This is a genomic window from Mycobacterium sp. GA-0227b, from assembly GCF_001499855.1.
GTDB lineage: Bacteria > Actinomycetota > Actinomycetes > Mycobacteriales > Mycobacteriaceae > Mycobacterium.
This window is the reverse complement of sequence record NZ_LQIK01000031.1, coordinates 1-24,469: the sequence shown is the minus strand read 5'-3', so window position 1 is coordinate 24,469 and position 24,469 is coordinate 1. Positions and strand designations below refer to the sequence as shown.

Sequence of the window (24,469 nt, the reverse complement as noted above, 5' to 3'; positions counted from 1 at the left end):
TCCGGCGCGTGCCGGACGGTCCTCGCGTCGACGCTGAGCAGCGTCAGGTCTCCGGACTGGCCGCTGTCATGACGGTGATCGCGATGGGATTGGGGTATGCGATCTCGATAGGCGACCCGACGACGCTGTCGGCCAACCTGCAACTGGTGTCGACCGGGCTGGGAATCACCGGAACCACCGCGACGTTCGTCGCCAGCCTCGCGACCCTGACCATGGCGGCCGCGGTCCTCAGCGCCGGCGCGCTCGGCGATCTCTACGGCATGCGGCGGATGTACCTGCTCGGGTTGTCCGGTGCCACTGTGTTCAGCGTGCTCGCCGCCGCTGCGCCCGCGCCGGCCGTACTGATCGTCGCCCGCGCGGGCGCCGGCGTGATGCTCGCGTTCCTGATCGGGCTCTCGCTGGCGATCACCAACGCAGTGTTCCCGCCCGGTCGGCGGGCGGCGGCGATCGCCGCCTACTTCGGCGTGGGATACGCCGTCGCCACCCCGATGCCCGCGATCAGCGGCATGCTCGGCCATGCCATCGGTTGGCGCGCATGCTTTTTCGTGGTGCCGATCATTGCGGTGCTGGGGTTGGTCATCACATGGCGCTACGTGCCCGAGACGGTGCGCGGCACCCACCGGCTCGACGTGCTCGGGATGGCGTTGTTCGCCGTCGCGCTGATGGGCCTGATCTTCGGCATGTCGCGGATCGAGACGGGTATCAACGCCGTCGGACTGTCCGCTGTCGCGGTCGGGCTGCTGGCCGGTTGCGCGTTCGTCGCGCAGGAGTTGCGCACGCGCGAGCCCGCGTTGGACATGCGGGTCTTTCGGTCCGGCCGGTTCAACGCCGCCGTGACCGCCGGGGTGATGTTCAACGTCGTGCTCGGCGGTTCGATGGTGCTGATGTCGTTCTACCTCGTCACGATCCGCAAGGAATCGCACGAGCTGTTCGGCCTGCTGCTGATACCCGCCACCGCGATGGCCGCCGTGGCCGCCACCTCCGCCGGCCCGGCCGCGAACCGGTTCGGCCCCCGCGCCGTGATGGTCAGCGGGCTGACGGTCATGCTGGGCGGCCTGCTGACGATGCGGTTCTTCGACCTGGACACGTCGCGGACGACGGTGTTCGCCGCGGCTGCGCTCATCGTGGTCGGTGGTGCACTGGTCACCACCCCGCAGGCCATGATCATGATGGGCAGCGCGCCACCCGATCTCGGCGGTGCGGTCTCCGCGGTCAAGAGCGCGGTCAACGAGGGCGGGTATTCGCTCGGCCCAGCGCTTTTCGCGCTCGTCGGGATCAACCTGTTCCTCACCGACAGCGTCCACAATCTGCACCAGGCGGGGATCACGCGCGCCGAGACCCGCGAGGCGATGCTGACCGTGCACGGTGGCCACGGCGCCCACCTGGTCGACCCCGAGCAGGCGCGGCTGGTTGTGGATCAGGCGCCGCACAACGCGGTCGACGCGATTCACACGCTGAGCTTGATCATGGCCGTCGGGCCGATCGCGGCGATCATCCTGGCGCTCTTCTTGATCAAGCCCGCCAGATGATCAGCAACTGTCGAGCAGTTCGGCCAATTCGATTTCGAAGCGATCGGCCAGGGTCGGTAAGTCGTTGACCAGTTTTCGGCACGAGATGATGCCGACGTTCAGCTTGCCGCTCAACGACATCACCGTGATGTTCAGTCCTGAGCCGTGAAAGATGGGTCCGAGCGGATACAGCGATTTCATCTCGGCGCCCATCGCATACAGCTTGGTGTCCGGTCCCGCCACGTTCGAGATGACCACGTTGTGGATCGGCGTGCGCTTGAGCGGGGTGTGCGACATCACCTCCATTGCCATCCCGAACAACGGTGGAGGCAGCGCCTGGGTCACGTCGGCCAGTAGCGTCGGTGCGATGGCCGAGCTGTGTTCCTTTGCCCGCCAACTCGATTCGGCGATGGCACGCAACCGCTCGGCGGGGTCGACGATGTGCGACTGCAGGTTGCAGAACATGCCCGAAAGCTGGTTGCGGCCCGGCCGGTCGGACTTGTCGTGCACCGACGCCGGAACGACCGCCACGAGCGGCTTGTCGGGCAGCTCTTTGCGGTCGAGCAGGTATCCGCGCAGCGCTCCGGCGCACAACGCCATCACCACGTCGTTGACCTTGACGCCGAACGCGTTCTTCACACGTTTGACGTCGGCCATCTCCAGCTGCGTCAGCGCGATGGTGCGGTCGGAGGTGATCTCGGCGTTGAACACCGTCGCCGGGGCTTTGAACGGCGCGGCCATGGCCGTGCCGCTGCGGGCGCGGGCGATCGTGGCGGCGATCGTCGACATCGTCGCGGGCACCGCTCTCGCCAGTTGCAATGGCCGCGTGAGCGACCGCATCAAACCGCCGGCGGCGATCTCCAACCGCGTCGCACCACCGGGACCGGGCACGGAATCCGGTGGCGGGGCGTCTGGTTCGACGTCGCACAGCTTGCTGATCAGATTCGCTGCCGAGACGCCATCCACCGCAGCGTGGTGCACCTTGGTCATCAGCGCGACGTCGCCGGTCTCATGTGGATCGGTTTCGGCGATGCCCTCGATCACCCACATCTCCCACAGCGGCTTGCTGCGGTCTAGCGGAGTCGATGCGATGCGCCCGCACACCTCGGTCAGTTCGGTGTGTCCGCCCGGTGCGGGCAGTGCGATGCGATGCAGGTGGTAGGACAGGTCCACGTCGTCGTCTTCCACCCACACCGGATGATCCAGATTCAGCTGGCTGTTGGCGAGCTTTGCCCGGAACTCCGGCAACGCCCGCAGCCGCGACGCCAGGTGCTCGCGGACTCGTTCGAAGCGGTAGCCGCCGGGGATCGTCGATGTGTCAAGGCAGGCAATCGAACACACATTCAGCGGCACGCTCGGCGACTCGCTGTACAGCAGGCTGGCATCGAACGCGCTGAGCCGTTCCATTCCCCCCACGTACCCGAGTTGACACGCGCGTAAAACCTAGAGCGGGTCGGTACAGGTCAGCCTGGTTCGGCGCTGTCGGCTTTCGGAGCATGGCGGGCGACCGTCGCGTCCATCGCCTCGCGCAGCGCGGGTATCTCGGCGATCAGGCGGTTCAGGTCGTCCCGCTCGATGTGCAGCACCTCGGCGCGCCCGGTTGTCGTCACGGTCGCGTTACGCAGCGCGCCGCGCCGCAGCACCGATTCGCCGATCACCTCGCCCGGACCGACCACGGCGATCCGGTCGTGGCCGACGTAGACCCCGACCTCCCCGCTGAGCAGGATGTAGCAGGCGTCCGACGGGGTCTGCTCGCGGATCAGCGGCCAGGGTCCCGACGTCGACGTGCGATGTGCGGCTTCGACGAGACGCCTGAGGTCGCTGTCGGAAAATTTCGCGAACGTGTCGAATTCCCGTAGTCGTCGGGCGTCGAGTTGAATCTCCTGCGCACGGGCCTCTTCACTGGCGCGGGCGTATCTGCGGTTGTCCATAGTGGTCCCCGATCTGCGAATCCGCTGATCTTGAGAGCGTAGCGAAGGGACGTTGTCTAGAGACGAGAACGGACGCGGCCGTACTTCAGCAGGGGACCATGTAGCTCGGCGGGGTGGTGTAGTCCAACCATTTCCCGTATGCACCACCGCCAGCAGCATGAACGGCGGAGCAGACCTCACTTTGGGTCCTACCCGCGTACCGGAACACCGCATAGATGGGATCGCCTTCATCATCGGCTTGGCGCAGCGAGGGGCACGACTGGTCAGTGCGCAGGTAAGAAGCGCCGGGATGCTGGTCCAACAGCCGTTGGACCCCTCCCGCATACATTCCCGGCGTTGTGACGTTCCCCAACACCACGATGCCCTGGCCGTTGCACAAAGGGACGCTGATCAATGTCCGCAACCCGAGGTCGCCGGCCGGCCGCGTCGGCGTGGGCCGGGGAGGTGGCTGCGGGCGCGGGACGGGCGATGGGGGAGGTGGTGGTGCCGCAGTGGCTGTCTTGGTCACTGTCTCCGTCCGGGGCGGTCGCGTGTCAGTTGGTTCTCTTTCATCCCACGTCGACGTCGATGGAAGGGGCGCTGCAGTCGGCGGTGGTGGAGACGGATCGCGGGCCATGCTGGCTCCTACGTAGGCGACGATCCCTACAGCAAGTAAGGCGGCGATGCCGATCGCGACCAACGCGGCGCGGTTGGACGACAACATCTCCGCCGCCTTCGACTGCTGCGTCGTCGCGGGTGCGGAATCAGTCTGCCCTGGCGGAGGCGGTGGTGGTGGTGCGGCGTTGAACGCGAACTGTGTGTCAGCCGTGGAACTCGCCCAGCCCGCGTCTCCATGACTGAGGGCAGTCGCGAACTCTCGGCAGGTATCGAACCGCTGATACGGCTCCTTGGCCATCCCTTTGGCCAGCACATGATCCATCGACGGGAGGTCGGAGCGCACGCTCGACAGTCGTGGTGGTGGTGCCGACAGATGACTGCCGATCACCGCAGCCGGGTTCGAGTGCGCGAAGGGCTGCTGGCCTGTCAGAAGATGGAATGCCGAACAGGCCAGCGCGTACTGGTCCGCTCTGCCGTCGAGCTTTTTGCCAGTCAACTGTTCCGGCGCCGCGTAGGCCACAGAGCCGACGGTCATGTTCGTCGACGTGATCCCGTGTGTTTCGTTCGCCGCCTTGGCGATTCCGAAATCAGCGAGCATAATCCGCCGACCCTCCTGGCGAGGGTCTGTCAGCAGTATGTTCGCGGGCTTGACGTCGCGGTGCAGCAGGTACCGTTCGTGCGCGTAATCGAGCGCATCGGCGATCGCGGACACGATGTCCACTACGTCCTTCGGTGGCATTCCGTGCGGATAGCGGTACCCCACCTGCCTCGCGGCGTCGGTGCCCTCGACATAGTCCATCGCGATCCACAGTTGGCCGTCGTACTCACCTCGGTCGTGGACGGCGACTATGTGCGGATGCCATAGCGAGGCGGCAATGTCGGCTTCTCGTGCGAAGCGTTGACGGAATTCGGTGTCGGCACTCACATCCTCGGGAAGGATCTTGAGAGCCTCCAGGCGGGGCAACCGGGGATGCCGCGCGAGATATACCTCGCCCATTCCCCCGGCGCCAAGCAGGCGGATGATGGTGTAGCCAGCAAATTCCGCCCCATCAGCAATGGGCATGCGCAAAGCTTACAAAGCAAGTAGGACAATGCGGCCGCGAATGGGCGCTCGCTTCAGTAACTGGATAGACAAAACTCGACCGCCCGCATTGCCAATTTCCGTATCGTGGCCGTCGTGGATAGCGCTGCGTCCGGCCGACACACCCCGGAAGCGAGGTTCAACCGTCGTCGGCTGCTGAGGCTCGCAGGAACGATCGGGCTGGCTGCTGCCGGTATCGCCGCATGCGAGGCGCCTCCCGGGTACCGCCGAACACCGACATCGACCACTTCCCCTGCGCTCGCCAGCCCTGTTCCATCCGCGACGGCCGCGCCACCGCCCGCCCCCGCACCGCCGACCGTGCCGCCTGTGACGTCCGCCTCCCGACCTTTGCTGTGCAGGGACGCCTGGGGCGCCAATCCGCCACGTCCAGGAGGCGATCCGAACCCTCTCAACCGCATGACGATTCATCACACGGCCGCAACACTCGGCGACAACAGCAACGCTCCAGCTCGGCTCCGCCAACATCAGCATTACCACCAGGACACTCAGGGTTGGATAGACATCGCGTACCACATCAGCGTTGACCGGAACGGCAACCTCTACGAACTACGGAGTCCGGAGATCGTGGGCGACACTGCCACGAGCTACGACCCGACCGGCCACTTCCTCGTCGTCTGTGAAGGAAATTTCGACGTGGAGCAGGTCACCGAAGCACAGCTGAACGGAGCGGCGCTGGCCTTCGCCTGGGCTGCGACGAAATATGGAATCCCCACCGAGACACTGCAAGGCCATCGAGACGCGAGCGCCGACACCGCATGTCCCGGGGCCAACCTCTACGAATACGTCGCCTCGGGCGACCTTCGGAACCGCGTCGATGCATTGTTGGCCATCGGCCCGGTGGAACTCGTGACGCTATGTGGGCCCGAGGCGCAGCAGCTTGTAGCCAACATTGAGGCTGGGATGTAGACATCCGCCACTGATCACCTCTGAGAGGGGGTGCTGCTCTCACAGTGCCTTCGGCTCCGAGCCTTTGAAGACTTCGATTGTCGGGGCGGGATCCTTCGATTGCGGCCGAAACGAAACTCAACGAATCCGGATTAGGGGCAAACGGTTTCGACTCCCCAACTGAAGGACCGCTAGTCGCAAACTCATTCCGCGATTTCTCGAGCCCGGCCAGCGAAGTGTGCCGTTCACCGCGGATCCGCCGCACCATGGCCGGGTTGTCGATGGCTTTACCGAGTGTGGGGCATTCGGTCTGGGCCTCTCGGCCCCCGCCACGGGGGTGACCACCGGCTCGGGTCAGGGTTTAAGCGCATCGACGTCGCACGGCCGTCCACTTTGGTGGGCGTACACCCCCGCTAGAAGCATCGTGACAATCGCCAGCGTCACTCGGACGAACATCTGATCGGGTGTTGATGCTCTAGCCACGTTGCCGCGAGTTTCGCGGCGAAGCGCGGGAATCTCGCAACTGACCGCTGCAGCTTTGCTACACCTTGCATGGGTACCCGCTGAGTACAACGTCCGAGGCGGGCTCGCGCGGTCAGTGAAGGCTCTGTGTGGGGATACGGCCCTTTCAAAGAAGAGGAGAGTCGGGTGGCAACAGGTGGTCCCCGCGTCGGTCAGATGTTCGGGCATTACAAGATCACCGGCGAACTCGGGCGAGGGGGGATGGGAGAGGTATACCGAGCCGAGGACACCAAGAAACGGCGAACGGTCGCGCTGAAAATTCTCGCTGAGCAATTTTGGCAGGACGAGAGATTTCGGACCCGCTTTCAACGTGAATCCCATGCCGCCGCGATTCTTCAGGAACCTCATGTCATCCCCATTCACGACTGGGGCGAGATCAACGGCCATCCCTACATCGATATGCGTTTAGTCGACGGCCAGACCTTGCAGCAGCTACTCCGCACCGGACCGCTTGATCCTGCGCGGGCGACTTTCCTCATCAGCGGTGTTGCTGCAGCACTCGATGCTGCTCACGCGGCCGGTTTGGTCCACCGAGACGTCAAGCCCCAGAACATTATCGTCACTTTGTCGGATTTCCCCTACCTCGTCGACTTCGGCATAGCCGAAGCAAAGGGCGACAGCGGTTTGACCACGACCGGCATGCAAATTGGCACGTTTGACTACATGGCTCCCGAGCGGTTCCGGGATCGGGAAGTCACGCCAGCAGCCGATGTGTACTCACTAGCGTGCGTTCTCTACGAATGCCTGACAGGTGTCGCGCCATTCCCGAAGAGCAGTCTCGAGCAGATGATGTCGGCGCACTTGATGTCGCCGCCGCCGCGACCGAGTGTCACCAACCCCGCTGTCCCAACCGCGTTCGACGAGGTGATTTCCCGCGGAATGGCGAAGGAACCGGACGACCGTTACGGCAGCTGTGGGGCACTAGGCCGCGCCGCTCAGCGGGCGGTGGGTTCGGGCAACGTAATCGGCATGGCATCAGCCGACACCATGAGTGCCTCGCTCTATCGCGACGGTGGTGGCGGAGCGGCCCATCGTCGAACCGAAGTAGCGCCTCCCCCGCCTCCCCTGCCTCGCGCGGCTCCCTCGGCGTCGGCGCCCGGCGGCCCCTCCCGTCCGTGGCTTCTGCCCGCAGCCATCGCCGTCGTCGGGGCTCTGCTGTTGGGCGGCATCGGCATTGTGATCGGTCTCCTGGCAAACCGCGATTCAGGTACGCAGACCACAGCGGCTCGGGACACGCCTGACCCGACGGCACGGCAGACCATCACCCGGCCGGCGCGGCCCACCACAACACCTCGATCGCCTCGACCTGCCGAAGTTCCGCTCGGAGTCGGGTCACCCCCGCCGCCAGCGGTGGCCGGGCTCGACACCAGCGAGAACCCGCAAAGCTGCGAGGACGATTACTTCCTCACGGACCGCTCCGGTGCCGGCACCCGTTCACGCCGTGGCTCTCCGGAGACATCCTGCTTGTTCACCCAGAGTGTCTTGCGAGCGTATTGGTCGACGTACGACGACGCGAGCCGCGACCTTCGGGAGGTGGCGGCTCCAGGCGCTGTCGACTGCCGAACGGTTCTCGGCAGCGGGTCTGGCTGTGCAGGACCAAATTTCGTTGTGCAGTGCGTAGTCCACCCAGGCGACGCCTTCATCACATGCACCGGCGGGCGGGACGCCGTCGTGTACCTGTACTAGGGACAAGCGCCGGCCGGTAGCAGATCAGTGTGCTCGCTGAGCCAATCAGCGATCCGCGTTAACACGACCGTGCCGTCGTCGAGAGTGCCCGAATTCGGCGCTGCCGCAACAGTTATGACTGCGGAGCCACCCGGAAGGGGGATGATGCCCATCTGGCGCACCAAATAAGCGCCGGCTTCGGAGGGTCCCCAGCCGCCCTTGTACTGTGCTCCCGAAATGGCGGCAAGCCCCCAACTTTGGCTGGGTTCGACCTGGCTCATCAGTGACAGCACTGGTTGGTTGCGGACGTCGCACGCCGCGAAAGACAGGAACGTGGCCTGATCGGCGAGCGACCATTCTGTCTGTCCGAACGCGGTGAATTCAGGTCTCACCTTCTGCGACTCAACGATCGTGGGATCGCCAGCCTCCGCGAGGACGTCCTGCACCTTCTGCGCAGCAGTGACCGGATCACCCAGACTCTCCCAGATCGTCTCGGCCGCAACATTGTCCGATCGTGTGATCGCCGCACGCATCGATTCCGTGACCTCCGGCGAATCCGCTGCCCGCAAGCCCGCAATCACGAGGGGCACCTTGATGGTGGACCAAGCGGGACCGGTGCTCCACTCACCGGCGGCCACTGGTGGCGGGCCGGAACCTACGGGGTGCACGACTATCCCTACATCAGCATTCAAATCAGCCGAGAACGCCTCGAACTCGGCCGCAAACCGACCGCTGTCGCCGGCGATCGGGGCATCGGGCACAGAAACCGGTGGGGGCGCCGGAAGCCGAACCGGCGTGGGTTTCGCATCTACGGTGGAGCTTCGGTCGACCGACGGCGCGCCAAGGGAGAGATGCCGCCCCACCACCGCGCCACCCGCTACGATGCCGATCGCGAAAATGACGATCAACCCGACCTGCAGTGAGAACACCCTCGAGTGGCGCTTCGTATCGCGCGCATGGCGCGGCTCTGGACGGTCGGTAGTCGTCTCTCTGGACATCCACTCCAGTATTGCGGCCAGTTGATCGCCGTCATCGCAGCAACACTGCCGGCTGTTGAGAAACCAGCCGACCAGCGCCGGTTCGGGTGCGCAAACGGTCGCCGAAGCGATGGGTAGCGCTCCGAAATCGCCGGTTAGCGGTCCGCCGAGCCGTACTCCAACGCCGGCTCCGCGGAGTCCACCGTCCCGTTGCTCGAGATCGTGAGCATGCCGGGTTGCACGTCATAGCGCGCGCCGTCGGCCGGGTTTGTGGCAACGAACCCGGCGCCCGCCGGTTGTACGTTGTCGAGTCGCACATTGGCGCCGTCGCGCAGCCGCTCGCCGAGGTAGTAGTAGTCGCCCGGCGCCGTCTCGCAGATCACCGCCAGCGACTGCGCGGTCCTGATCGCCGCCGCCGGCGTACTGCCGGCATCGCAGCGCGCGGTGTGCCCGATGAAGCCGTGCGAGTCCGTGCCCGAGACCCCCGCGATCGGCGCCCCGCTGGTGGTCGGTGTCGTCGACGGCGCAGTGGTCGTGGTCGTCGTAGTGGTGGTCGATGGCGTGGTGGTTTCGGCCGACGGCTCGGTGGGTTCCATCGTCGTCGTAGGCGGCAGCGCCAGCGACGTCTGTGGCGCCGATCCGCTCCCGTTGTCGCCGAACGCCAGCACGAGCGCGAGCACTACCGCCGCGGTGAACAGCACGATCGTCGTCACCACCAACCCGACCTGCGCAGGGCCGAACCGCGGCTTGCGTTTCGGCGCGGATGGCGGCAACGGCGCGTACGCCGGCTGATAGCCCGTGCGCGCCGGATTCGGGTCGACGGCCGAGAACTGCCGCGTCGACGGCGCCGGTGGCGGTGGCGGTGGCGGAGGCGGCGCGGCGACCGGTGCATTCGCCGCCGCAGCGGCGGCCTTGGCCAGCTCACCGGCCGTCGCGAACCGGTCCGCCGGCTTCTTCGCCATGCCGCGCGCGACGACGTCGTCGAACTCCCGGCTGATGCCTCTGCGCATGATGCTCGGCCGCGGCGCCGGGGAGAACAAGTGGGCGCCCATGATTTCGCGCAGGTCACCGGAGTCGAACGGTGCGCGACCGGTCAGGCATTCGTAGAGCAGGCAGGTCAGCGAATAGATGTCGGAGGCCGGCCCGCCGCGTTCGCCGCTGATGCGTTCCGGCGCCATGTAGGCACACGAGCCGATTACCAGGCCGGTCTTGGTCACCGCCGCTTCCCCGCCGCCGTGGGCGATGCCGAAGTCGACGAGGTACGCGAAGTCGTCGGCGGTGAGCAGCACGTTCTCCGGCTTGATGTCCCGGTGCACGAGACCGTTGGCGTGCGCGTCGTCCAGCGCCGCCGCCACCTGGGTGATGATCGACACGACCCGGGTAGCGGGCAGTGCGCCGTCGGTGCGCAGCAGCTCCTTGAGGCTCGCGCCTTCGACCAGGCGCATGTCGATGTAAAGCGTTCCGTCGATGTCGCCGAAGTCGTGCACGGGGATGACGTGCGGTTCCTGCAACCGCGCGGCGACGCGCGACTCGCGTCGGAAACGTTCCTGAAAGTTGGGGTCGGCGGCCATATCCGGACGTAGCAGCTTGATCGCCACCGTCCGTTCCTTTGCGGTGTCGTAGGCGCGGTAGACCTCACCCATGCCACCGACGCCGATCAGGGACTTCAGCTCATACGGCCCGAATCGCGTACCCAGTCGGGAGCCGCCCTTCGGGGAGCTCAACATGCAATCCTTCCTCTTCTCGCCGCCAGCGCAGCAGTCAATGGTGTTCCCGCAACGCGCTGTTACATAACCCGCTCCCCGCAGCAGGTATACGTCGACTCCGATGTCGCAGCAGCACAGGCGATTTCCTGGACCAGGTTACCGCTTGTTTCGTTTCGCGCTGAACGACACCGTCACCGCATCCGCGACCTTCATCGAGCCCATCAGCATCGAATACGGCTTGAGGCCGAAGTCCGAATGCCGCACGTCGGCTTCACATGAGATACGCCACACGTCATCGAGCTCGCTCACCACCACGTCGACGACCTGGTTTCGGTCCCGCCCGTGAATCTGCAATGTCCCGGTGAGACGGTATCCGTCGCCGGTCTTGTCGATGCCACTCGTTTCGAATGTGATCCGTGGAAACCGCTTCGCATTCAGCACTTTCAACGCATTCGTCCGCGCGAGCGCCTTCTCCGGACCGGTCAACGGCGTCACGCCGCCCTCGCCGCTGAGCACCTCGAGCGAATCCACGTCGACCGTCAGCGTCACCTCGGTCGGGTCGCCGTCCGCCCATGCGACCGTCGCGTGCCAACTGTTCATCGCAATCGTGAGGCGGTGGCCCATCTTCGCGGCGCGGCCCTCGACGCCGGTGCGGACTTCGAGGCGGCCGTCGGATTGATCCAGCTTCCACGTCTGCGGCATGCCGTCCATTGTGGGCTCAGGCCGTTGACATAGCTGCGGTGATCAATGCGAATGCCGCGACGTGACAGCAACCGCTGACGATCCCCCACTTTCCGAAGCGGGACAACAACGTCAGGACGAGACGCTGGTCCTCGTCGGGCGCGGCAAAGAGCTTCTTCATCGCGGGGTAGGCGCCGGCCGTTCCGACGAACCCGCCGACGGTGGCCGCCAGCGACGCCGCGAGCAGGCCCACCACGGTTGGGCTCTCACCGCGCAGGATCGCCCAGACCAACGCGACAATCGTGAGGATCAGGCCGAGGCCGGTGATGACGCCGTACACCTTGACGCCCCACGCCCCGTACATCGCACGGAGCGCACCCGCGTAGGACCGCCAGCCCAGCCGCGATTGCGCCGGCATCGTCAGCAACAGGATGCCTGTGATCATGCCCGCGCCCGAACCGCGAAGGAAAACGGTGCCGGCGAGCAACAGCATGAACCCGTCCATCAGGCGTGAGTCCTGTTCTCGGCCTTCGTCGCATTGGTCTCGCGTCGCAGCCGAAGGTACGTGTACCAACCGAGAATGGCGGGGATCACGGCGGTCCAGGCGCCGCCGACGTAGTGCCACGTCCCGTCGGCGAGGAACGGCGCGATGAAGTGGGTGGGTTCCATGAACATCATGCCGAACAGGAACACGCACGCGAGGTAGTAGCCGACGCTCCACCGCTTGAGCATCATCACGGCGGCCGCGAGCCACACGATGGGAGAGACGAACGCGGCGTGGGACAGCAGTGTGTTGAGGTCGAGATCGACCACCGCGTCGAGGACGCTCGGAAAGCCGAGGACGAACGCGCGGTATTCCTCGTAGACATGAGCGATGAACGCGATGACCGTCAGCAGATAGGGAACGATGACCGTGGTGGGGTCGAGTTCTGCTGTCGCAGGGGCGAACCGCCACAACACCAGTCCGCCGACCAGCAGCACCGCTGCAGACGCCATGACCTTCGGCGCGAAGATGAACTCCACCAGCAGGTAGAGCGCGGCGACGACGATGACGCTCGCGATGACGGGCCAGTTGTTCTTCACCATGTTCGGCTGCCGATCAGTCGGAAGTGCGGAGCAGACGGAATTCGTCGCGGCGAAGAAGCCGCAGGACCAGTACTGCCGGGAAACCGAATGCGCGGCGCCCGGCGTCGGCGGGATAGCGTTCGATCCCGGTAACGGTGTGGGTGGTGCCGCCGACAACGAGTTCGCAGCCGCCGCCGGCGACGATGTTGCGGTACCAGTTCACGTTCTCGCCGTATGTGAGCTCGGCGACGAAGCCGCCCGGCGCCGCCGCCACGATGATCGGCGTTTCGTAGACACGCCCCGATTTCCGGCCGACGTGCCGGACAAGGCAGAACGGCCCATGTCCGGACCGGGCGAGCTTGGCGGTCAAGCGGTTGAGGGTGTTCTTCAGCAGCCACAGCCAGCTGTTTCGTAGTTTCATCACGATTCCGTCCGGATTCCGCTGAGGATGGTGTTCACGAAGCCGTCGATCCACGGCTTGACCGGCTGACGGGTGACTCCGAGGACGAGGATCGCGCTGATGAGCAAGCGCAAAGTCACCCGCGGATCGTGCTCGCGGAGTTCGCCTGCAGCGATCCGCTCATCGATATAGCCGGCGAGGTCCCCGAGCACGTGTTCCTGCATCTCGGCAACGCCGGCGGAGATCGCTGACTCGGGTGCGAGCATCTCCCGAAACAGCGTCCGCACGACATCGCCGCGCTCTTCGAGCACGGTGGCCAGCCGTAGGCAGAATGCCCGCAGCCCCTCGTCCGCCGGTCGACCCGAAAGGTCGCCCATGACGCCGGCCAGCGCGTCGCGTGGGCTCGCGGCCTCGATCGCCGCGCGGATCAGTCCGTCCTTGCTGCCGAAGTAGTGATAGAGCAGTCCGGGCGCGACCCCCGCACGGGCGGCGACCTCACCCATCGTCACCCGCTCGATCCCGCGTTCCACGAACAGGCCGAGGGTGACCTCGACCAGTTGCGCCTTCCGGGCATCCGCCTGCTCGCGGCGGGAAAGCGGGGTCACTCTTGCCGCCGCCCTGTCCCAACCATGAAGCCATCATCTCATTGACTGAATGTTCAGTCAATGAGATGGCCGCGCGGTATGCAGGCCGCTAGCGCAGCGACGGCAGCACTCAGGTCGGCGGGTAGGGCAGGCCGAACTCGTCGGCCAGCAGGCTCTGCACGACGATCATCGCGGCCTTCGAGCCCGCGGCGATCGCGCCCGCGACATAGGGCTGTTCGCTGCAGACGTCACCCGCGGCGAACACGCCGCCGGTCACCGTGCGGTGGATCGCGTCGATGTTGATGGTGTCAGCGGCCAGCGGGCCGGGCGTGCACTCCGCGCCCAACTGCTGAGCCAGCGGCGAGCGTTGCCGCAGCGGCGCCTCGACCAACAGGCCGTCGCGGGCCAGGCGGTCACCGTCGGCGAACGCGATCGCGGTCAGTTGGCCGTTGTCGCTGTGTAATTCGACGACGCGACGGTCGTCGATGGTGATGTTCGCCGATTGCAGCACGTTGATGTCGGCGGGTGACAGGTCGGTGCGGCCGTCGGTCAGCAGCACGACGTCGTCGCTCCAGCCGCGCAGCATCAGCGCCGAGTGCATGGCCTCCTCGCCGGCGGCCATGGTGGCGAGCCGCTTGTCGCGCATCTCCCAGCCGTGGCAGAACGGGCACTGGAACACCGAGGTGCCCCACAGTTCGGCGAGGCCGGGCAGGTCCGGCGGACAGTACTGCATGCCGGTGGTGAGCAGGACACGCTTGGTGAGGATGGGGTCGCCGTCGTCCGGTTCGAGGACGAACCCGCTGTCGACGGGGCGGCCGCTGCGCACCGTGCCGTGCCGGTACTCGACGCTGGGGTAGGACGCCAGCTCGCGGCGCCCCGCGGCATAGAGCTCGGCCGGTGGCCGCTGGTCATAGCCGAGAAGGCCGCCGATGACGCTCGACACACGGTTGCTCTGCTCGTCGGCGTCGATCACGACCGTGCGCCGTCGCGCCCGACCCAGGACGAGGGCGGCGCTCAGCCCGGCGGCTCCGGCACCGACGACGGCGCATTCCCATTGCATGGCGACATATTTCCCGGGGTGGCGGCTATGAAACGTTCGGATACGGCTTGGACTCGCGATCCGGGGCCAGACCGACGGCTGCCAGCCCGACGACGAACGCGGTCAGGTGCCCGACTTCGGTGAAGGTCGGCCGCGCGGCGGCGTTACCCGTCAGCGCCAGCACCGCCGCGGCCTGGGCACGCGATCGCCACGGCCTTCGGATGTAGCCCGAGAGTGCGCCGGCCGCGCCGAGGACGAAATAGCTCACCCCGACGTCGCGGGCGTTCTCCAGCCGCTGCGGTGCGCGGCCCTTGCCTATCAGTAGCCGCAGGTAGCTCTGGCCGACGTAGGTGCCGACGACGTGTGCGGTTATCCCCACGAGAAGCCAACGCCACCAACGCAATCGGCGCTCTGCGGGTGCGACAACGCCGACGAACACCGGCACGTACGGCCACCACCGGTGGTCGTCGAGCCAGAACAGGCTGGTGGTGAGCACGCGCGACGGTTCGGTGCGCAGCCGACGCAGGTTGGTGGAGTTTCTGCGTTGGATCCGCCGCGAACCTCGATGCCCGGCCGAGCGCTGCACGCGGCTGGTGACGAGCAGGACGACCAACCACGCGAACGTGAGCGGCGCGCCGCGGATGAGCTGCACAAGGCGACAGTACTGCCGAGCAGGTTTGTCACCCGGCCCGAGCGGGGATAGAAATCGTGCAAGGAGCTGGGATGACGACCGCTGATGCTGAGATTGACCTCGACGCCCTGTCGACCGACGACCATGGATACACCGTCAACGACGAGGACGAGGACGACCCGGTCCTGCTCGACCGCGAGGGCAAGCCGATCCAGACGTGGCGTGAGCGCTATCCGTACGACGAGCGGATGTCGCGCGACGATTACGAGCGGGTGAAACGGCGCCTGCAGATCGAACTGCTCAAGCTGCAGAAGTGGAGTAAACGCACCGGCGCGCGGCACGTGATCCTGTTCGAAGGTCGCGACGCGGCGGGCAAGGGCGGTTCCATCCAGCGGTTCATGGAACACCTCAACCCCCGCGGCGCACGCGTGGTGGCGTTGGAGAAGCCGACCGAAGAAGAGAAGTCTCAGTGGTACTTCCAGCGATACGTCAGGCATCTGCCGACCGCCGGCGAGATGGTGTTGTTCGACCGATCCTGGTACAACCGCGCCGGCGTCGAACGGGTGATGGGCTTCTGTACGCCCGAACAGCACGCAGAGTTCATGCGGCAGGCGCCGGCGTTCGAGGAGATGCTGGTCAATTCGGGGCTGCACCTGACCAAGTTCTGGTTCTCGGTGTCGCCGGCCGAGCAGCGGACGCGGTTCGCGATCCGGCTCGTTGATCCGTTGCGGCAGTGGAAGTTCTCGTCGATGGACATGGAAGCGGTCAACCGGTGGGAGGACTACACCAGGGCGAAGGAGGAGATGTTCGTCGCCACCGACACCGACTATGCGCCCTGGATCGTGGTGAAGAGCAACGACAAGAAGCGCGGCCGGATCAACGCGATGCGGTATCTGCTGTCGCGGTTCGACTACGACGACAAGGACGATGAGGTGGTCGGCGAGCCGGACCCGCTGATCGTCGGTCGGGCGCTGGAGGATTAGTTCGCCTAGCGCCGAGATTGCACTCAGGGTCGTGGTCGTGGCCGGCGGCACAACCCTCAGTGCAATCTCGCGGTTAGGGAGCCGCGGTCACACCTTGACGAACGCCGAGCCGCGCTCGCGGTCGAGGAATGTCTCGGACTTGTTCTTCAGGAAGAACAGGTACACGACTAGGGACACCGCGATGCAGACGGTGACGTAGCCGATGAACAACGGGACCTGATCGCGTTCCTTGAGCGCCTGGTAGATCATCGGAGCGGTGCCGCCGAACATCGAGTTCGCCAGCGCGTAGCCGACTCCCACGCCGAGCGCCCGCACCCGCGCCGGGAACAACTCCGACTTGACCAGCGCGTTGATCGAGGTGTAGCCCGTGAGGATCATGTATCCGACCGCCACCAGAAGGAAAGACGTTAGCGGAGAACGTGTTTCGGGCAGGTAGGTGATCAGGACATACGTGTAGACCACCCCGCCGAAACCGAACCACAGCAGCAGCGGTTTGCGTCCGACCCTATCGCTGATCAGCCCGCCGACCGGCTGCAGCAGCATCAGGAAGATCAACCCGATCAGGTTGATCCAGGTGCCCGTCATCCCCTCACCCTTGTACGCGGTCTTCACGATCGCCGGCGCGTTTACGCTGTAGGTGTAGAACGCGATGGTGCCGCCCAGTGTGATCAAGAAGCACATCAGCAGCGGCTTCGGGTAGCGGGTGAACAACTCGCGAATCGAACCGGCGCCCTTGTCCTGCCCTGTCTTGGCCGCTTCGATGACGTCCTCGCTGAGCGACTCGTCCATGGTCCGGCGCAACCAGAACACCACCACGGCAGCGACACCGCCGACGGCGAAGCCGATGCGCCAACCGAATTCACGCATCTGCTCGTCGACGAGAAATGCGTCGACGATCAACAGCGTGAGCTGAGCCAGGACATGTCCGCCGACCAGCGTCACGTACTGGAACGACGAGAAGAAGCCACGCCACTCACGCGTCGCCGCCTCCGACATGTACGTCGCCGATGTCCCGTACTCGCCTCCGGTCGCAAAACCCTGTACCAGCCGCGCGAGGATCAGGATGACCGCCGCGGCCGCACCGATGCTGGCCTGTGAGGGCACCAGCGCGACGACCATCGAGCAGCCCGCCATCAGCGACACACTCACCGTGAGCGCCGCTCGGCGGCCCCGTCGGTCGGCGAACCGGCCGAAGAACCAGGACCCGACCGGACGCATCACGAACGTGATCGCGAAGATCGCATACACGTAGACCGTCGAGTTCTTCTCCGATTCGTCGAAGAACTGGCTCTCGAAGTACGGCGCGAACACCGTGTAGACGTACACGTCGTACCACTCGACGAGATTGCCCGACGAGCCACGGATCGTGTTCCAGATGGCCCGCCGGGTCTCGGCGGGGCTCGACCGCGGCGGTGGCGCTTCGGTTGTCGTGGCCATCGTCAACCTCCAAACGAGCCGTGTGCCCGGGCCACCCTATCCGCGACAGGTCGGGAAGTGCCCGATTCCGCGCGCTTTCGGGCCACTTTGCTTTGCGGTCCTATGACCGAAATTGCACTCAGGGTCGTGACGTCCTAGTGCAACCGTCAGTGCAATCTCGCGCGTAGGCGTTCAACAGCATCCAACCGCTCCCGCTGCGGAACCACGACGTACTTCGGGTCGCGCGTCGACGCCACGCCCGCCTCGAAGACGCCGAACCTCTGCAGCGCACTGCCCACGAGCAGCGCCGCTCCCGACGCCGCGACCGTCGCTCGGTTCCGCCCGATCACCGCGCCGACCGCTCCGCCGGCCGTCAGCACCTCCGACAGCTGACGCAGCCGGTGCGCCCTGCCCGTCGTGTATGCCTCGCCGGACAGGCCCAGCCGCTGCTCCATCAGCCGCGACGCCGCCACTTCCATGCCCGCGCCCAGCACCGCCATCCGTCGCGCCGGGCCTGATTCGTCCACCGGCGCCAACAGCATTCCGAGCCCGGCTCCGCTCGCCGCCGCCGAACCCGTGAACACAAACGGCAGATACGGGTGCGCCTCCCGCCAGGCCGGAACCGCCGTCTGCGACAACAGAACCGCCGTGTACGACGCCACCCCCGGCGCCGTGCCCGCTGCCCACAGTCCGGCCGGTCGAGCCGCCCGGTCCACCAGCCGGCCCAGCCACGTCCGCCGCAGCCGGCCCGGCATCAACTCCGCCACCGCGGCCACGCCCGCGCCCGGCCCGTACGCCGACAGGATCCAGGTGCCCACGCTCATCGGCGAACTCGGCTTCGCCACCCGCAGCATGTGGTGGAACCGCTCCGGTCGCCCGAGGTCCGCGATCAAGAAGTACAAGCTCGCCAAAACGCTTGACAGCGAGCCGATTCGGGACACTTTGCGCAGCCCGGGTCGTCCCGTCAGGTCCGCGCCGGCCGCCAGCATCGCCGCGCCCGCCGACAGCCCGCCGCAGAACAAGTACGCCGCGATCATCCAGTTCCACACCGGGGTCTTGAGAATCTGCTTGCCGTAGTACGACCGGAACTCGGCCTTCGGCACCGCCAGCTGTTCGCGCGGCATCAGCGTCTCTTTCCGAGGAACGACGACACCGCGAGCCCGACGAAAGCCCACGCCGCCATTCCCGCATAGCGCCACATCGCCCCGGCGTCGCGCGTCGGCACCACCGGGTCCGGCGGCAGCCCGTACACCTCGGGTTCGTCGAGCAGCAGGAAGAACGCGCCGTCGCCGCCGACGCCGTCGTTCGGGTCCTCGCCGTACAGCCGCGCCGAGGTCACACCGCGGTCGTGTAATTCGTTGACGCGCATCGCGGCCCGTTCCCGCAGCTCGTCGAGCACACCGAACTGGATCGAGTCGGTCGGGCACGCCTTCGCGCACGCCGGCTCCAAGCCGTCGAGCAGCCGGTCGTAACACAGCGTGCACTTGAACGCCCGGCCGTCGCCCTCGCGTCGCTCGATCACGCCGTACGGGCAGGCCGACACGCAGTATCCGCACCCATTGCAGATGTCCTGCTGCACAACGACGGTCGCGAACTCGGTGCGGTACAGCGCCCCCGTCGGACAGACATCCAGGCAGCCGGCGTGCGTGCAGTGCTTGCACACGTCGCTGCTCATCAGCCACCGGAAGTCGGTTCGGGTTTCGGCTCCCGAAGCGTCGCCGGGCCGTTCGAAGCCCGGCATCCCGAGGTCCACCGGGGCGGGCTGTTCGACGAACGCGACGTGGCGCCACGAGTTCGCACCCAACTCGCCGGTGTTGTCGAACGACATGCCCAGCAGGTTGAACCCGTCGTCGGGCACACCGTTCCACTCCTTGCAAGCGACTTCGCACGCCTTGCAACCGATGCACACCGATGTGTCGGTGAAAAAGCCCATCCGCGGCGGGTGCTCGACGTAGCCGGCCTCACCCGCCACATCGGCCAGCGGGCCATAGAAGCTGTTGCGGCTCATGGCTTCTCCTCGGTGTGATCTGTCGAAGCCTCGGTGGTGTCCAGGTCGGTGCCGGTCTCGGGAGTGATGCGCGCCCGCTCGCGGTACATCGCGATGTACTCCAGCAGCGCCGGGCCGCGCGGCCGTCGACCCGGCTGGATGTCGCATGTCGCGACCTTGCTCTCCTGAATGAACACGTTCGGATCGGCGACCACGCCCACCAGGTCGTTGACCACATCGCCGTCGATCAGCCCGACACTGCCCCAGTGGTAAGGCATCCAGACCTGGTGCACAATCCGGTCCTCGATCCGCAGCGGCCGCATCCGGTCCGTCACGAACACCCGCGCATCGACCGCCGACCGGCTGGTCACCACATGCGCCCACGCCATATGCGTCAAGCCGCGTTCGGCCGCCAGAGCCGGCGACACCTCGACGAACAAGCCCGGCTGAAGCTCACTGAGATAAGGCAATTGACGGCTCATTCCGCCCGCGGTGTGGTGCTCGGTCAGCCGGGCCGCGGTGAAGACGAACGGGAACACCTCGCCGTGCAACTCCGGCGGTGACGGGTTCGACGGGTTGTCCGCACGCCCGTACACCTTGCGCGCCGGGTTGCCCTGCTGCTTGTAGAACGCATTGGGGACCGGCGACTCGTGCGGCTCGTAGTGCGTCGGCAACGGCCCGTCGAGCACCCCGTTCGGCGCGAACAGCCAGCCCTTGCCGTCGGCCTGCATCACGAACGCGTCGTCGCCGCGCAGCGCCTCGACACCCACTGCGTCGGAGGGCGGTTCGTAGTCCGGCGGTTTCGTCTTCTCGAAGTCGGGGACGTCATAGCCCGTCCACTCGCCGGCCTCTGAGTCCCACCACACCAGCTTCTTGCGCTCACTCCACGGCCTGCCCTGCGGATCCGCCGACGCGCGGTTGTAGAGCACCCGCCGGTTCAGCGGCCACACCCAACCCCACTGCGCGTCGTCGTGCGGCGCGCGACGGGCCGCCTGGTTGACCTCGTCGGCGTAGACCCCGCTGTAGATCCAGCACCCGCACATCGTGGTGCCGTCGGCCTTCAGTTCCAAATAGCTGTTCACCGCACGACCCGTCGTCAGGTCGACACCGTTGATGCGTCGCAGCACGTCCTCGGCGGACGGCTCGTCGCCCTCCAGCCTGTAGTCCCACGAGAGGTCGAGCAGCGGACGGTCGCGCTCATCGGTTGAGCCGGCGAGCTTTTCGCGCAGGATCCGGCCCAGGTGGTAGAAGAACCACAACTCGGAGCGGGCGTCGCCCGGCGGTTCGACCGCCTTCTCCCGCCACTGCAGTTTGCGCTGCGTCTGCGTGAACGTGCCGGCTTTCTCCACGTGCGACGCGGCCGGGAACAGGAACACCTCGGTGCGACACGTCTGCGGATCGATCTCCCCCGTTTCGATTTCGGGCGCGTTCTTCCAGAACGTCGCGCTCTCGATCTCGACCAGATCACGCACCACCAGCCAGTCGAGGTTGGCCATGCCGAGGCGCTGCAACCGCCCGTGCGCCGACCCCACCGCCGGGTTCTGGCCGAGCAGGAAGTAGCCGAACACGTTGCCGTCGACCATGTCCATCACGGTGCGGTAGGTGCCGTGGTCGCCGTTGATGCGCGGCAGATAGTCGAAGCAGTAGTCGTTGTCGGCGGTGGCGTGCTCGCCCCAGTACTCCTTGAGCAGCGACACCATGTAGGTATCGGCGTTGCGCCAGAAGCCTTTCTGGTTGCGGCCGATGATGTCGTCGAGATACTCCGAGAGCGTCTCCTGGCCGGCGTGTGGCATCGCCAGATAACCGGGCAGCAGGTTGAACAACGTTGGGACGTCGGTCGAACCCTGGATGCTCGCGTGCCCGCGCAGCGCGAACACGCCGCCACCGGGTCGGCCGATGTTGCCCAGCAGCAACTGGATGATCGCTCCGGCGCGGATGAACTGCGCGCCCATGGTGTGCTGAGTCCACCCGACGCTGTACACCAGGGCCGACGTGCGCTCGCGCCCGGAGTTGGCGGCCCACGTCCGCGCGACCTCGACGAAGTCGGCGGCCGGCATGCCGCACACCCGTTCCACCATCTCCGGCGTGTAGCGGGCGTAGTGCCGCTTGAGGATCTGATAGACGCAGCGCGGATGTTGCAACGTCGGGTCCGACGGAATGTGTTGCGCCGAGCCTTCTATCGGTGCTCCGCCCGATCCCTGCTGCTCGGGCGCGGCGTGCTCCTTGGCACCAGCGCCACCGTATTCGGGATCGGTGCGTTCGTACTGCCACGTCGACGGGTCGTACGACGCGGTTTCGTCGTCGTAGCCGGAGAACAACCCGTCGAGGTCCTCGGCGTCGCGGAAGCGTTCATCGACGATGAACGACGCGTTGGTGTACGCGGTGACGTACTCGCGGAAGTCGAGGTCGTTGCTCAGGATGTAGTTGATCACCCCGCCGAGGAACGCGATGTCACTGCCCGCGCGCAACGTCAGATGCCGGTCGGCCAACGCGCTGGTGCGGGTGAACCGCGGGTCGACGTGCACGACCCTGGCCCCCCGCGCCTTGGCCTCGACCACCCACTGGAAGCCAACCGGATGGGCTTCGGCCATGTTCGAGCCCATGATCACGATGAAGTCCGCGTTGGCGAGGTCTTGCTGGTAGTCCGTCGCCCCGCCGCGACCGAAGGAGGCTCCCAGACCGGGAACCGTGGCGCTGTGTCAAATGCGGGCCTGGTTCTCGATCTGCAGCGCCCCCAACGCGGTGAAAAGCTTCTTGATCAGGTAGTTCTCTTCGTTGTCCAGGGTCGCGCCGCCCAAGCTGGCGATCCCCATGGTGCGGCGCAGCGTGTTGCGGTCGGCGTCGAACTGCTGCCAACCTTTCTGGCGCGCGTCGAGCACCCGGTCGGCGACCATGTCCATCGCCGTGTCGAGGTCGATGTCCTGCCACTCGGAGGCGTACGGCGGGCGGTAGCGCACCTTGGTCAATCGCTGAGGTCCGGTGACAAGCTGTTTGCTCGCAGAACCCTTGGGGCACAGCCGTCCTCGTGAAATCGGGCTGTCCGGGTTGCCCTCGATCTGGATGACCTTCTCGTCCTTGACGTAGACCTTCTGCGCGCATCCGACCGCGCAGTACGGGCAGACGGAATGCGCGACCCGGTCGGCTTCGGTGGTCCGCGGCGTCAGCGTGGCGGAGCGCTTGGACTGCGCGGCCTGGCCCCGGCCCAGCCGGTCCTGGCCGGTGAGCTGGCGGTAGACCGGCCACGACTGGAACAGCCCCCTGATGTCCACAGCGCCTCCCGTATCCGACCCTGACTCGACGTTCGCCCCGGCTGCGTTCGCGAGGGTGACCGGAACCACACGGCGCCCGCGCACTGACGACATTAGCGCTGTTACGGGAACTAATGCGGTCAACGCGTGGACAAACCACGGTGATCATCCGCGAGACCCTCTATGGTGCTGCTGTGGCCGAAATCGACCGTCGCACCCTGATGATGATGACCGGAGTCGCCGCGTTGGGCGCGGCGGCCGTGCCCTCGCCGCTGGCCAATGCCTCGCCGCTTCGGCCGTCCCCGCCGGCGCAGCCGCCACCTGACGCGGCCACAGGCACCTACCTCTTCCAGGACGAATTCGACGGTCCGGCCGGGTCGGCACCCGATCCGGCGAAGTGGATCGTGCAGAACTGGGACGACCCGGTGACGCCGCCGATCGTCGGGCATTACCGCGACGACCGCCGCAACGTGTTCATCGACGGCAACTCCAACCTCGTGCTGTGCGCGACCCACGAGGGCGACCAGTACTTCAGCGGCAAGGTGCTCAGCCACTTCCGGGGGCAGATCGGCACCACCTGGGAAGCGCGCATCAAGCTCGACTGCATGCACCCGGGCCTGTGGCCCGCCTACTGGCTGCTCAACCAGGACCCGCTGCCCGACGGCGAGATCGACATCGTCGAGTACTACGGCAACGGCGCCTGGCCGCCGGGCACCACCGTGCACGCCGCCTCCAACGGCAAGACGTGGGAGGGCATGTCGATCCCCGAGCTGGTGGATCCCGCGTGGCACAACTGGCGCACCGAGTGGAGCGAGGACGGTTTCCGCTTCTGGCGCGACTACGTCGACGGCGCTGAGCCGTACTTCACGGTTCCGGCCAAGCCGATTCCGGTCCATGGCCGGCCCGGCGACCTGCGGTGGCCGTTCAGCATCCCGGGGTACTGGCTGCAGGCGATCTTCAACCTCGCGGTCGGTGGCTCCGGTGGCGGTGATCCGACCAAGGCCCCCTACCCGTCGGTGATGCTGGTCGACTGGATCCGCGTCTGGTAGACGTCTCCGCGGGCGGTCGGCTGACGCGGCTGGAACCGCTGCTCGTCGCCATCCTCGGCGCCGCGGTGAGCCTCGCCGGCGCCGGCCGCCCGTCGTTCTGGTACGACGAGGCCGCCACGATCTCGGCCTCCTACAGCCGCTCGCTGGATCAGCTGTGGCAGATGCTGGCCGACGTGGACGCCGTCCACGGCCTCTATTACCTGCTGATGCACGGCTGGTTCGCCGTCTTCCCGCCGACCGAGTTCTGGTCGCGGGTACCCAGCGGCCTGGCGGTCGGCGCCGCCGCGGCGGGCGCGGTGGTGCTGGGCAGGCAGCTGTCATCGCGGACGGTCGGGCTGACGGCCGGGGTCATCTGCGCGATCCTGCCCCGGTCGACGTGGGCGGGCATCGAGGCGCGTCCGTACGCGCTGTCGATGATGCTCGCCGTGTGGCTCGCGGTGCTGTTGGTCTGGGCGGCGCAGCGTGAATCCCGTTGGGGGTGGGCGGGTTACGG

Annotated in this window: 22 protein-coding genes; 6 read left to right on the top strand and 16 right to left on the bottom strand. The window is 66.4% G+C overall.

Features of this window, described 5'->3' with window-relative positions:
- Window positions 1-8: 8 nt before the first annotated feature.
- The gene (locus AU185_RS19370) at window positions 9-1,529 is read left to right on the top strand and encodes an MFS transporter (RefSeq protein ID WP_231740411.1); all 1,521 of its coding nucleotides are present in this window, start codon (window positions 9-11) and stop codon (window positions 1,527-1,529) included.
- Here AU185_RS19370 and AU185_RS19365 read toward each other — a convergent pair whose 3' ends face one another.
- The 3 genes from AU185_RS19365 to AU185_RS19355 form a co-directional block, all read right to left on the bottom strand.
- Window positions 1,530-2,915 (bottom strand): WS/DGAT/MGAT family O-acyltransferase, encoded by a 1,386-nt coding sequence (locus AU185_RS19365; RefSeq protein ID WP_059101235.1) that lies wholly within the window; start codon window positions 2,913-2,915, stop codon window positions 1,530-1,532.
- Between the two features lie 56 nt (window positions 2,916-2,971).
- A complete protein-coding gene (locus AU185_RS19360) occupies window positions 2,972-3,439 on the bottom strand; it encodes a cyclic nucleotide-binding domain-containing protein (RefSeq protein WP_059101234.1) in 468 nt (155 codons plus the stop codon).
- A gap of 85 nt (window positions 3,440-3,524) precedes the next feature.
- Window positions 3,525-5,099: a serine/threonine-protein kinase gene (locus AU185_RS19355; RefSeq protein WP_059101233.1), complete on the bottom strand. Its 1,575-nt coding sequence runs from the start codon at window positions 5,097-5,099 to the stop codon at window positions 3,525-3,527.
- A gap of 345 nt (window positions 5,100-5,444) precedes the next feature.
- Between AU185_RS19355 and AU185_RS19350 the strand changes: the two genes are divergently transcribed.
- Both AU185_RS19350 and AU185_RS19345 read left to right on the top strand, forming a co-directional pair.
- Window positions 5,445-6,044 (top strand): N-acetylmuramoyl-L-alanine amidase, encoded by a 600-nt coding sequence (locus tag AU185_RS19350; protein ID WP_231740410.1) that lies wholly within the window; start codon window positions 5,445-5,447, stop codon window positions 6,042-6,044.
- A 657-nt stretch (window positions 6,045-6,701) separates the two neighbouring features.
- Window positions 6,702-8,231, top strand: coding sequence for a serine/threonine-protein kinase (locus AU185_RS19345; protein WP_059101231.1), 1,530 nt, complete (start codon window positions 6,702-6,704; stop codon window positions 8,229-8,231).
- On the opposite strand, the gene AU185_RS19340 is transcribed toward AU185_RS19345, so the two are convergent.
- The 9 genes from AU185_RS19340 to AU185_RS19300 form a co-directional block, all read right to left on the bottom strand.
- Window positions 8,228-9,208 (bottom strand): serine hydrolase, encoded by a 981-nt coding sequence (locus tag AU185_RS19340; protein ID WP_231740409.1) that lies wholly within the window; start codon window positions 9,206-9,208, stop codon window positions 8,228-8,230. The genes AU185_RS19345 and AU185_RS19340 overlap by 4 nt on opposite strands.
- Before the next feature lie 134 nt (window positions 9,209-9,342).
- Window positions 9,343-10,911, bottom strand: a complete 1,569-nt coding sequence (locus AU185_RS19335; RefSeq protein ID WP_059101494.1) for a serine/threonine-protein kinase — start codon at window positions 10,909-10,911, stop codon at window positions 9,343-9,345.
- 138 nt (window positions 10,912-11,049) lie between these two features.
- Complete coding sequence (locus tag AU185_RS19330) at window positions 11,050-11,595, bottom strand: YceI family protein (RefSeq protein WP_059101493.1); 546 nt, start codon at window positions 11,593-11,595, stop codon at window positions 11,050-11,052.
- Window positions 11,596-11,611: 16 nt separating this feature from the next.
- Complete coding sequence (locus AU185_RS19325; RefSeq protein WP_059101230.1) at window positions 11,612-12,079, bottom strand: hypothetical protein; 468 nt, start codon at window positions 12,077-12,079, stop codon at window positions 11,612-11,614.
- On the bottom strand, window positions 12,079-12,660 hold the full coding sequence (locus AU185_RS19320; protein WP_059101229.1) for a hypothetical protein: 582 nt from the start codon (window positions 12,658-12,660) through the stop codon (window positions 12,079-12,081). The genes AU185_RS19325 and AU185_RS19320 overlap by 1 nt, the downstream gene beginning before the upstream one ends.
- Before the next feature lie 13 nt (window positions 12,661-12,673).
- Window positions 12,674-13,060 (bottom strand): nitroreductase/quinone reductase family protein, encoded by a 387-nt coding sequence (locus AU185_RS19315; protein WP_059101228.1) that lies wholly within the window; start codon window positions 13,058-13,060, stop codon window positions 12,674-12,676.
- Window positions 13,060-13,644 (bottom strand): TetR/AcrR family transcriptional regulator, encoded by a 585-nt coding sequence (locus tag AU185_RS19310; RefSeq protein WP_059101227.1) that lies wholly within the window; start codon window positions 13,642-13,644, stop codon window positions 13,060-13,062. The genes AU185_RS19315 and AU185_RS19310 overlap by 1 nt, the downstream gene beginning before the upstream one ends.
- Window positions 13,645-13,753: 109 nt before the next feature.
- Window positions 13,754-14,683 carry an NAD(P)/FAD-dependent oxidoreductase gene (locus tag AU185_RS19305; protein ID WP_059101226.1) on the bottom strand — a complete coding sequence of 310 codons (930 nt, stop codon included), beginning with the start codon at window positions 14,681-14,683 and terminating at the stop codon, window positions 13,754-13,756.
- Between the two features lie 25 nt (window positions 14,684-14,708).
- Window positions 14,709-15,314 (bottom strand): rhomboid-like protein, encoded by a 606-nt coding sequence (locus tag AU185_RS19300; RefSeq protein WP_059101225.1) that lies wholly within the window; start codon window positions 15,312-15,314, stop codon window positions 14,709-14,711.
- Between the two features lie 71 nt (window positions 15,315-15,385).
- On the opposite strand from AU185_RS19300, the gene ppk2 reads away from it, so the two are divergent.
- A complete protein-coding gene (gene ppk2, locus AU185_RS19295) occupies window positions 15,386-16,276 on the top strand; it encodes a polyphosphate kinase 2 (RefSeq protein WP_059101224.1) in 891 nt (296 codons plus the stop codon).
- Window positions 16,277-16,363: 87 nt separating this feature from the next.
- On the opposite strand, the gene AU185_RS19290 is transcribed toward ppk2, so the two are convergent.
- The 4 genes from AU185_RS19290 to fdh form a co-directional block, all read right to left on the bottom strand.
- Window positions 16,364-17,713 carry an MFS transporter gene (locus tag AU185_RS19290; RefSeq protein ID WP_059101223.1) on the bottom strand — a complete coding sequence of 450 codons (1,350 nt, stop codon included), beginning with the start codon at window positions 17,711-17,713 and terminating at the stop codon, window positions 16,364-16,366.
- A gap of 146 nt (window positions 17,714-17,859) precedes the next feature.
- The gene (gene nrfD / locus AU185_RS19285) at window positions 17,860-18,816 is read right to left on the bottom strand and encodes an NrfD/PsrC family molybdoenzyme membrane anchor subunit (protein WP_059101222.1); all 957 of its coding nucleotides are present in this window, start codon (window positions 18,814-18,816) and stop codon (window positions 17,860-17,862) included.
- The gene (locus AU185_RS19280) at window positions 18,816-19,700 is read right to left on the bottom strand and encodes a 4Fe-4S dicluster domain-containing protein (protein ID WP_059101221.1); all 885 of its coding nucleotides are present in this window, start codon (window positions 19,698-19,700) and stop codon (window positions 18,816-18,818) included. Before AU185_RS19280 ends, nrfD begins: the two co-directional genes overlap by 1 nt.
- Complete coding sequence (fdh, locus tag AU185_RS19275) at window positions 19,697-22,948, bottom strand: formate dehydrogenase (RefSeq protein WP_231740408.1); 3,252 nt, start codon at window positions 22,946-22,948, stop codon at window positions 19,697-19,699. Before fdh ends, AU185_RS19280 begins: the two co-directional genes overlap by 4 nt.
- Before the next feature lie 182 nt (window positions 22,949-23,130).
- Between fdh and AU185_RS19265 the strand changes: the two genes are divergently transcribed.
- Both AU185_RS19265 and AU185_RS19260 read left to right on the top strand, forming a co-directional pair.
- Complete coding sequence (locus AU185_RS19265; protein WP_059101491.1) at window positions 23,131-23,976, top strand: glycoside hydrolase family 16 protein; 846 nt, start codon at window positions 23,131-23,133, stop codon at window positions 23,974-23,976.
- Window positions 23,970-24,469 (top strand): glycosyltransferase family 39 protein (locus AU185_RS19260; protein WP_172800413.1); only part of this gene is annotated, 500 nt, incomplete at its 3' end. The genes AU185_RS19265 and AU185_RS19260, both read left to right, overlap by 7 nt.

Bases quoted from the DNA above. Each gene is read 5' to 3' on its own strand.
- AU185_RS19365 (WP_059101235.1), bottom strand. From the start codon at position 2,915: ATGGAACGGCTCAGCGCGTTCGATGCCAGCCTGCTGTACAGCGAGTCG.
- AU185_RS19360 (WP_059101234.1), bottom strand. From the start codon at position 3,439: ATGGACAACCGCAGATACGCCCGCGCCAGTGAAGAGGCCCGTGCGCAG.
- AU185_RS19355 (WP_059101233.1), bottom strand. From the start codon at position 5,099: ATGCCCATTGCTGATGGGGCGGAATTTGCTGGCTACACCATCATCCGC.
- AU185_RS19345 (WP_059101231.1), top strand. From the start codon at position 6,702: ATGTTCGGGCATTACAAGATCACCGGCGAACTCGGGCGAGGGGGGATG.
- AU185_RS19340 (WP_231740409.1), bottom strand. From the start codon at position 9,208: ATGTCCAGAGAGACGACTACCGACCGTCCAGAGCCGCGCCATGCGCGC.
- AU185_RS19330 (WP_059101493.1), bottom strand. From the start codon at position 11,595: ATGCCGCAGACGTGGAAGCTGGATCAATCCGACGGCCGCCTCGAAGTC.
- AU185_RS19325 (WP_059101230.1), bottom strand. From the start codon at position 12,079: ATGGACGGGTTCATGCTGTTGCTCGCCGGCACCGTTTTCCTTCGCGGT.
- AU185_RS19320 (WP_059101229.1), bottom strand. From the start codon at position 12,660: ATGGTGAAGAACAACTGGCCCGTCATCGCGAGCGTCATCGTCGTCGCC.
- AU185_RS19315 (WP_059101228.1), bottom strand. From the start codon at position 13,060: ATGAAACTACGAAACAGCTGGCTGTGGCTGCTGAAGAACACCCTCAAC.
- AU185_RS19305 (WP_059101226.1), bottom strand. From the start codon at position 14,683: ATGCAATGGGAATGCGCCGTCGTCGGTGCCGGAGCCGCCGGGCTGAGC.
- ppk2 (WP_059101224.1), top strand. From the start codon at position 15,386: ATGACGACCGCTGATGCTGAGATTGACCTCGACGCCCTGTCGACCGAC.
- AU185_RS19290 (WP_059101223.1), bottom strand. From the start codon at position 17,713: ATGGCCACGACAACCGAAGCGCCACCGCCGCGGTCGAGCCCCGCCGAG.
- nrfD (WP_059101222.1), bottom strand. From the start codon at position 18,816: ATGCCGCGCGAACAGCTGGCGGTGCCGAAGGCCGAGTTCCGGTCGTAC.
- AU185_RS19280 (WP_059101221.1), bottom strand. From the start codon at position 19,700: ATGAGCCGCAACAGCTTCTATGGCCCGCTGGCCGATGTGGCGGGTGAG.